The organism is Allobosea sp. P1_A7 (genome assembly GCF_056406775.1).
The window spans coordinates 1-7,778 of sequence record NZ_JBFTZN010000271.1; the positions used below are offsets into that span (position 1 = coordinate 1).

7 protein-coding genes are annotated in these 7,778 nt (G+C 67.6%); 5 read left to right on the top strand and 2 right to left on the bottom strand.

Annotated features, from left to right (window positions below):
• Nucleotides 1-988: aspartate kinase (locus tag AC1D34_RS30570; RefSeq protein ID WP_476826238.1), on the top strand; the 988-nt coding region annotated here is incomplete at its 5' end.
• 77 nt (nucleotides 989-1,065) lie between these two features.
• Here AC1D34_RS30570 and ftrA read toward each other — a convergent pair.
• Entirely contained in the window at nucleotides 1,066-2,046 is a 981-nt protein-coding gene (ftrA, locus tag AC1D34_RS30575) for a transcriptional regulator FtrA (RefSeq protein ID WP_441488785.1), read from the bottom strand.
• A gap of 86 nt (nucleotides 2,047-2,132) precedes the next feature.
• Here ftrA and AC1D34_RS30580 point away from each other — a divergent pair, with 86 nt between their 5' ends.
• Nucleotides 2,133-3,044: a DMT family transporter gene (locus tag AC1D34_RS30580; RefSeq protein ID WP_476826239.1), complete on the top strand. Its 912-nt coding sequence runs from the start codon at nucleotides 2,133-2,135 to the stop codon at nucleotides 3,042-3,044.
• Between the two features lie 24 nt (nucleotides 3,045-3,068).
• Here the strand turns inward: AC1D34_RS30580 and gcvA are convergent, their stop codons facing one another.
• Complete coding sequence (gene gcvA, locus AC1D34_RS30585; protein ID WP_476826240.1) at nucleotides 3,069-3,971, bottom strand: transcriptional regulator GcvA; 903 nt, start codon at nucleotides 3,969-3,971, stop codon at nucleotides 3,069-3,071.
• A 169-nt stretch (nucleotides 3,972-4,140) separates the two neighbouring features.
• Here gcvA and AC1D34_RS30590 point away from each other — a divergent pair, with 169 nt between their 5' ends.
• The 3 genes from AC1D34_RS30590 to AC1D34_RS30600 all read left to right on the top strand — a co-directional run.
• Nucleotides 4,141-5,544 (top strand): amidase, encoded by a 1,404-nt coding sequence (locus AC1D34_RS30590; protein WP_441504820.1) that lies wholly within the window; start codon nucleotides 4,141-4,143, stop codon nucleotides 5,542-5,544.
• An 11-nt stretch (nucleotides 5,545-5,555) separates the two neighbouring features.
• Nucleotides 5,556-6,797, top strand: a complete 1,242-nt coding sequence (locus tag AC1D34_RS30595) for an MFS transporter (protein WP_441504821.1) — start codon at nucleotides 5,556-5,558, stop codon at nucleotides 6,795-6,797.
• Between the two features lie 31 nt (nucleotides 6,798-6,828).
• Nucleotides 6,829-7,778, top strand: a 950-nt coding sequence (locus AC1D34_RS30600) for a phosphotransferase family protein (protein WP_476826241.1), incomplete at its 3' end; no start/stop codon positions are given.

Sequence of the window (7,778 nt, forward strand, 5' to 3'; positions counted from 1 at the left end):
GCTCCAGTCCATGGGCCTGCCGGCGCGCTCCTGGCAGGGCTGGCAGATCCCGCTCTTCGGCTCGGACGCCCATGGCTCCGCCCGCATCGAGGGCGTCGACGGCGCCGGCATCCTCGCCGGCTTCGACCGCAATCGCGAGATCGCGGTCTGCTCCGGCTTCCAGGGCATGCACGCAACGACGAAACGCATCGTTACGCTCGGGCGCGGCGGCTCCGACACCAGCGCGGTCGCGCTTGCCGCCGGCCTCAAGGCCGATCGCTGCGACATCTACACCGATGTCGACGGCGTCTATACCACCGACCCGCGCGTCGTGCCGAAGGCCCGGCGCATGGACAAGGTCTCCTTCGAGGAGATGCTGGAAATGGCCTCGCTCGGCTCGAAGGTGCTGCAAGTGCGCTCGGTCGAGATCGCCATGGTCCAGCGCGTACCGACCTATGTGCGCTCCTCCTTCGACGACCCCGACAATCCCAATCCAGGCACCCTCATCTGCGACGAGGACGACATCGTGGAACAGCAGATCGTCACCGGCATCGCGTTTTCGCGCGACGAAGCCCAGATCACGCTCCGGCGTGTCGCCGACAAGCCGGGCGTGGCCGCGGCCATCTTCGGTCCGCTCGCTGATGCGAACATCAATGTCGACATGATCATCCAGGTCGTCTCGGACGACCAGGCGACCACCGACATCACCTTCACCGTCCCGACCGCCGATTACGAGCGCGCCAAGACGCTGCTCGAGAGCCGCCACGACAGCATCGCCTACCAGAGCCTGCAGGGCGCCACCGACGTGGTGAAGATCTCGGCCATCGGCGTCGGCATGCGCAGCCATGCCGGTGTAGCGGCCCGCGCCTTCCACGCGCTCGCCGAGAAGGGCATCAACATCCGCGCGATCACGACCTCCGAGATCAAGTTCTCGGTGCTGATCGACGCCGCCTATACCGAGCTCGCCGTGCGGACGCTGCACTCGCTCTATGGGCTGGATGCGGCCTGATCCTCAGCGCGTCACGACCGCGCGCAGCACAGCGCGCGGTTTGGAGCCCAGCTGATGCAACACGCGGCCGAAGCCGCCTAGCCGCGCGAGAACTGCAGCCGATGGGCGGTTGGCGTGGTGCGCAGACGCTGCCGGAAATGGTGGCGCAACGCCGCCGCGGAACCGAGCCCGGCGCGATAGGCGACCTCGTCGACCCCGAGCGTGGTCGTCTCCAGCAGATCGCAGGCATGGGCGACACGCTCGTTGAGGATCCACTCGCCCGGCGCGCTGCCAGTGGCCTCTGTGAAACGCCGGAAGAACGTGCGCTGGCTCATGCCGGCCCGGTCGCTGAGCCGCTGCAAGGTCAGGTCCTCGGCCAGCGACGAACGCATCCAGTCGAGCAATGGCGACAGGCGCGACCCGGTCTGCGGCGGTAGCGGGCGACGGACGAACTGTGCCTGGCCGCCGCTGCGATGCGGCGGCACGACCATGCTGCGCGCCACCAGGTTCGCAGCCTCGGGCCCATGGTCGCGGCGGACGATATGCAGGCAAAGGTCGATGCCGGCCGCGCTGCCGGCCGAGGTCAGGATGTCGCCCTCGTCGACATAGAGCACATCGGGCTCGAGGCGCACCGCGGGGTAGCGCTTCGCAAAATCAGCACCGTACTGCCAATGGGTCGTCGCCCTGCGCCCGGCCAACAGGTCGGCAGCCGCCAGCACATAGGCTCCGCCGCAGATCGAGACGACGCGGCTGCCGCCGCGATGCGCCGCGCGAAGCGCGCCCGCCAGCGGCTCCGGCACCGGCTCGGCCAGGCCGCGCCAGCCGGGAACGATGATGGTGCCCGCCCCCTGCAGCAGGTCGAGCCCGCCATCAGCCTCGACCGCAAGGCTGCCATGGGCGCGCAAACGCCCGGCCTCGCCGGCGGCGGTGCGGAATTCGTACCAGTTTTCCGGCAGCCCGGGCCGGCGCGAGCCGAACACCTCGGCGACAATGCCGTATTCGAAGGTGCAGAGCCGGTCATAGGCAACCGCGACGACGCGGTGCGGGGCCTGCGGAGATGCCTTTATGCGCTTTGGCATGATTTTTACGATAGTCGTCTATCTCGCCACTTACCAGCACCGCTTTGGGCGCGCATGGTCCGGCCCGTGATCGCGAGGTGCCGGGCATGGTGATGCGAGTCGAGATGGTCAGGGACAAGCGGAGCAGCCGAACGATGTTGCTGGCGGTCGGCCTCGTGCTGTCCTCCAGCCTGCTCTATGTCCTGGGCTACTCCCTGTCGAAGACCCTGGTCTCCTCCTACGGATTGAGCGCGCTGCAGGTGACCTTCCTGCGCTGTCTTCTGGTCCTGGCGGGAAGCCTCGTCCTGCTGGCCTGGCCAAGGAGCGGCGTCACGCGGGCGCGGTTGCTGCACCCGCCGCGCGCATGGGAACAGCGCGCCGCGGCTGCCGCGCTGGTCGCCTCGAACGTGCTGGCGATCGTCGCCTATAGCCTCATGCCGGTCACGGCAGCCTCGGCGCTTGGATTCACGGCGCCGCTTTTGCTCACTGCACTGGGCGGGCTCTTGCTCGGCGAGCGCGTCTCGCTCGGACGTTGGCTCGGTGCTGCGAGCGGCTTTGCCGGCATGCTGCTGATCGTCAGGCCGAGCGAAGGCGGAGCCTGGCCAGGTATCCTCGCCTCGATTGGCGCGGCCGCCAGCTACGCGCTGTATCAGATCCTGGTGCGCCGGCTGCGCGATGTCGCGAACAGCCTCGATACCGCCATGCAGGTCGCGGTTGTCGGTTTCGCGCTGCTCGCGGCAACGATGCTCTGGTTCTGGCATCAGGTCAGCGCGGAGGCCTTCGCCCTCGTTCTGCTCTTCACGGTGATCCAGACGGCTGCCCTCGCCTGTATCGCTGGCGCGCTCCGGCGCGGCGAAGCCTCCGGACTCGCACCCTGGCAATTCTCCGGCCTGCTCTGGGCGATGCTGATCGACACCCTCCTATTCACGACCCTGCCTTCCCCCGTCTCGCTCCTCGGCGGCGGCCTGATCATCGYGGGAGGCTTGCTGGCACAGGGCAGGGAACGGAGGACGGCCTGAGGCGGCGATCAGCTACCAGCCCAGCTACGCCGCCTGCCTATAGGCGGCGGCGACCTCCCGCATCCAGGCGCAGAACGCGGCAACCCTGGGCCGCACCCGGCCTGTATCGGGGAAGACGAGAAAATAGGCGAAATCCTCGAGCAGCGCGACATTCGCGAGCTGGACGAGCCGCCCCTCCGCGATGTCGGTTTCGATCATCGCCGCCGGCAGCAATCCTGCGCCCTGACCGGAAAGCACCGCTTTCAGCATCAGGCCTGAATCGTCGAAGGACGGCCCGCGCGGCGCACTGAATTCCTCGATGCCCTGCGCCTGGAACCAGCGCTGCCAGGCCTTGCGCTCGCTGTCATGGACCTGCGGCCAGCGCGCCAGGCCAGCCGCATCCTTCGGCCTGCCAAGGGATGCGAGCAGGGCCGGAGCCGCGACGGGAACGACCTCGACCGCAACCAGAAGCTCGCTGCGCAATCCCGGATAATGGCCGAAGCCATGCCGGACCGCGACATCGACCCCGTCGCGGACGAAATCGACCAGAGCAGTACCGGTCACGACCCGCAGATCGATATCGGGATGGGCGTCGTGGAACTGCTTGAGGCGTGGCACCAGCCAGGCGCTCGCGAAGAATGGCGTCGTGCTGATCGTCAGCGGGCCCGTGCCGGGATCGGCGACAATGCGCCTTGATGCCTCGGYGATCTGCCGGAAGGCGTTGCGCACCGGCGGCATCAGGCTCTGCCCGGCGGGCGTGAGGGCCATGCCGCGATTGATCCTCCGGAAGAGCTGCGTGCCGAAATGAAGCTCCAGGGCCTTGAGCATCTGGCTGACCGCGCCCGGCGTCACGCAGAGCTCATCGGCGGCCTCCTTCACGGAGAGATGCCGAGCCGTGGCCTCGAAGGCGCGCAGAGCATTCAGCGGTGGCAGCCGATCGGGTTTCATTTAGTTTTTCTAACTTGTTTTTGCAGGATTGCTAGTTTGCCCCCAGCCCGGTCATTCGTCAAACTAGCTACAACTGATCACTTCATTGCAGCGGATCGCCCGCTCCCTTGAAGTGATCAGCAAGAGAAAAACTCAATCATTGATTTATCCATTCGAGCCGGAGCCATGCATGCCTAGCCTCCCCGACGCGACGCATTACCTCTCATTGTCGGAGCTCGCGGCGCGCATCCAGACGCGCGACATCTCGCCCGTGGCAGTGACGCGGTCGCAGCTCGAGCGCATCGAACGCCTGGACACGGAGCTTCACAGCTTTGCCGGCGTGATGGCCGATACCGCGCTGGCCGAGGCAGAGGCCGCGGAGGCAGAGATCGCGGCCGGGCGCTATCGCGGACCGCTGCATGGCGTGCCGATTGCCGTGAAGGACCTGTTCTGGACGCGAGGCTTTCCGACGGCCGGTGGGATGCTGATCCACAAGCAGCACAGGCCGCGGGAGGATGCGACGGTTGTGCGCCGCCTGCGGGAAGCGGGAGCCGTGGTGCTGGGCAAGCTGCAGATGACGGAAGGGGCCTATTCCGACCACCACCCCATGGTGACGCCGCCCCGTAACCCCTGGAATGCCGCGTACTGGACCGGAATCTCGTCGAGCGGCTCGGCTGCGGCGACGGCGGCCGGCCTGTGCTACGGCTCGCTCGGCTCAGATACCGGAGGGTCGATCCGCTGGCCCTGCGCCGCGACCGGCCTGACTGGGCTGAAACCGAGCTGGGGCCGCGTCAGCCGTCACGGCGTATTCGAGCTGGCCGCAACGCTGGACCATGTCGGGCCGATGGCGCGCGATGCCAGGGATGTCGCCGCGATCCTGCACGTCATCGCCGGTGCCGATCCCGCGGATCCGACCGCGCTCGGCGCGCCGGTTCCCGACTATCGCGCAGCGACCTGGCAAGGCGTCGGCGGCGTACGGATCGGCATCGATCCAGCCTGGAACAGCGAAGGGGTCGATGCGACGACGCAAATGGCTCTGAACGAGGCCATCGCAACCTATCGCGCGCTCGGAGCCGAGATCATCGAGGTCCGCTTTCCGGATGTGAAGCAGATCGTCGCCGATTGGGCACCGAACTGCGCAGTGGAAGCCGCCATCGCTCATGAAGCGACCTATCCCGCGTGCAAGGACGAATACGGCCCGGTTCTCGCCTCGGTCATCGAGACGGGCCGCGCGCTGTCGGGCCTCGACTATCAGCGCCTCCTGCTGCGACGCATGGCCTTTCGTGGACGCATCGCCGCCCTGTTCGGCACAATCGATCTGCTGCTGACCCCGGTTCAGCCTTTCGCGCCGCTGACGCTCGCGACGATCAGTACATTGGGAGAGCAGCCCGGGCTGATCGCCGACCTGCAGCGCTATACCTGCCCCTTCAACATGACCGGCAACCCGACGCTCACATTGCCCGGCGGCTTCTGCGAGGGAATGCCTATCGGGCTCCAGCTCGTTGCAGCGCAACTGGGCGAGGACATGCTGATCCGTGCCGGCACAGCCTTCCAGGCAGAGACCACATGGCACCGCCAGCACCCAACCCTTTGAGGAGCCTTGCGATGAGCACCAATCCGGCGCGTCCCGCCTCCCCGATCTTCCATGGCTGGCTTGTGGTCGCGGCGGCGTTTGCGGTCACCTTCGTCGGTTTCGGCAGCGCCTATACCTTCAGCGCCTTCGTCGAATCCCTGCAGGCGGATTTTTCCGCCTCCCGCGCTTCGGTTTCCCTGGTCTTCTCCCTCGCCGGCTTTCTCTATTTCGGCTTCGGACTGATCAGCGGCCCGCTTGCGGACCGCTGGGGAGCCCGTAGGCTTGTCTTCCTCGGCATGCTCCTCACCGGGCTTGGCATGGCCGCGGCGGGAGCGGCGCGGAGCCTGACCGAGATCTACCTGGCCTATGGCCTTGGCGTCGGGCTCGGCATCGGCTGCTCCTATGTTCCAGCGCTGGGCGCGGTGCAGCGCTGGTTCGTCAAGCGCCGCGGCTTCGCATCGGGTCTCGCGGTCAGCGGCATCGGTGTCGGCACGCTCGTGATGCCGCCGCTCGCCTCGCTCCTGATCGAGCAGATCGGCTGGCGGAACGCCTATTTCACGCTTGGCGGGCTCGCGGCGATCATTGGTGCAGCGATGGCGCTCCTGATCGAAAGCGATCCGCGCCAACGCGGGCTGCTGCCGGACGGGGACGCCCTGCCCCCAGGCGGCATCACGGCACAGGCGACCGGCATGTCGATTCGCGAGGCGGTGTGGTCGCGCCCCTTCATCAGGCTCTACGCAGCCTGCCTGATCGGCTCGTTCGGGGCCTTCGTCCCCTTCGTCCACCTCGTGCCCTACGCGCTAGATCGCGGCGTCCCGCAGGGTCGGGCCGTCCTGCTGCTCGCGCTGATCGGTGTCGGCAGCACGGCCGGCCGCTTCTGCCTCGGGAATCTGGCGGACCGGATCGGCCGCCACCGCGCCCTCCTCGTCATGTTCCTGGGCATGGCCGGCGCTCTGGGCATCTGGTGGCTCTCGAGCGGATTCGCGATGCTGGCCGTCTTCGCCCTGCTCTATGGCGTCTTCTATGGCGGCTGGGTCGCCGTGCTGCCGGCGGTCGTCATGGACAATTTCGGCGGGCGCAATGTCAGCGGGATCATCGGCATTCTCTATACGAGCGTCGCGTTTGGAACCCTGATCGGACCGACGGCCGCCGGGCTCATCTTCGATCTGAACCAGAGCTATGCGATCGCGATCCTCGCCTGCGCCTGCGCCAACCTCCTCGCGGCTCTCATCGTGGCACGCTCCGCAAGCCCCCCACGCTCCCTGCCGCGTTGACCTCGCCTCCTGCCGCCCCGATGATGCCGGCATGTCCGCCGGCCCCGCCTCCGCCGCCCCCGAATTCGATCCTGCCCGGCTCGAAGCCTTCCTGCGCTCCGCCCTGCCCGGGCGGGCGGCCGGCGCGATGGCGCTGGAGCGCATCAGCGGCGGGCAGTCGAACCCGACCTTCTTCCTCTCCTTTCCCGAAGCCGGCACGCGGCTGGTCATGCGCAAGAAGCCGCCGGGCCCGCTGCTGCCCTCGGCCCATGCGGTCGACCGCGAATACCGCATCCTCAAGGCGCTCGCGGGTTCGCAGGTGCCGGTGCCGCCGGTGCTGCTGTTCCACGCGGAAGACGATATCGTCGGCACGCCCTTCTATCTGATGGAGCGGCTCGACGGCCGTGTCTTCCATGACGCGGCGCTGCCGGGCGTGGTGCCGGCCGAGCGTCGGCAGATGTATTTCGCCATGGCCGAGACCCTGGCAGCGCTGCATCGCTTCGACTGGCAGGCGGCTGGGCTCGCCGATTACGGCAAGCCGGGAAACTATTATGCCCGACAGCTCGCGCGCTGGGGCCGGCAATGGCGCGAGACCAGGACCCGCGAGATCCCCGAGATCGATCGGCTGATCGATTGGCTGACCGCCCATCTCGATGAAAGCGCGGAGACGACCATCGTCCACGGCGATTTCCGGCTGGGCAATCTGATGTTTCACCCGGTCGAGCCGCGCGTCGTCGCCGTGCTCGACTGGGAGCTCTCGACGCTCGGTCATCCGCTCTCGGACGCCGCCTTTTCCTGCCTGCCCTGGCATTCCGGCCCCGCCATGTATCAGGGCATCATGGGCCTCGACCGCGAGGCGCTCGGCATCCCGACGCAAGCCGAATACCTCTCCCGCTATTGCGCAGCGGCCGGGCGCAAGGACGGGCCGGGACGCTTCCATCTCGCCTTCTCGCTCTTCCGCTTCGCCGTCATTCTCGACGGCATCGCGGCGCGCGCCAGGGC

Coding starts and splice junctions, on each gene's coding strand:
- ftrA (WP_441488785.1), bottom strand. CDS start 2,046: ATGCCAAAGCGCATAAAGGCATCTCCGCAGGCCCCGCACCGCGTCGTC.
- AC1D34_RS30590 (WP_441504820.1), top strand. CDS start 4,141: ATGCCTAGCCTCCCCGACGCGACGCATTACCTCTCATTGTCGGAGCTC.
- AC1D34_RS30595 (WP_441504821.1), top strand. CDS start 5,556: ATGAGCACCAATCCGGCGCGTCCCGCCTCCCCGATCTTCCATGGCTGG.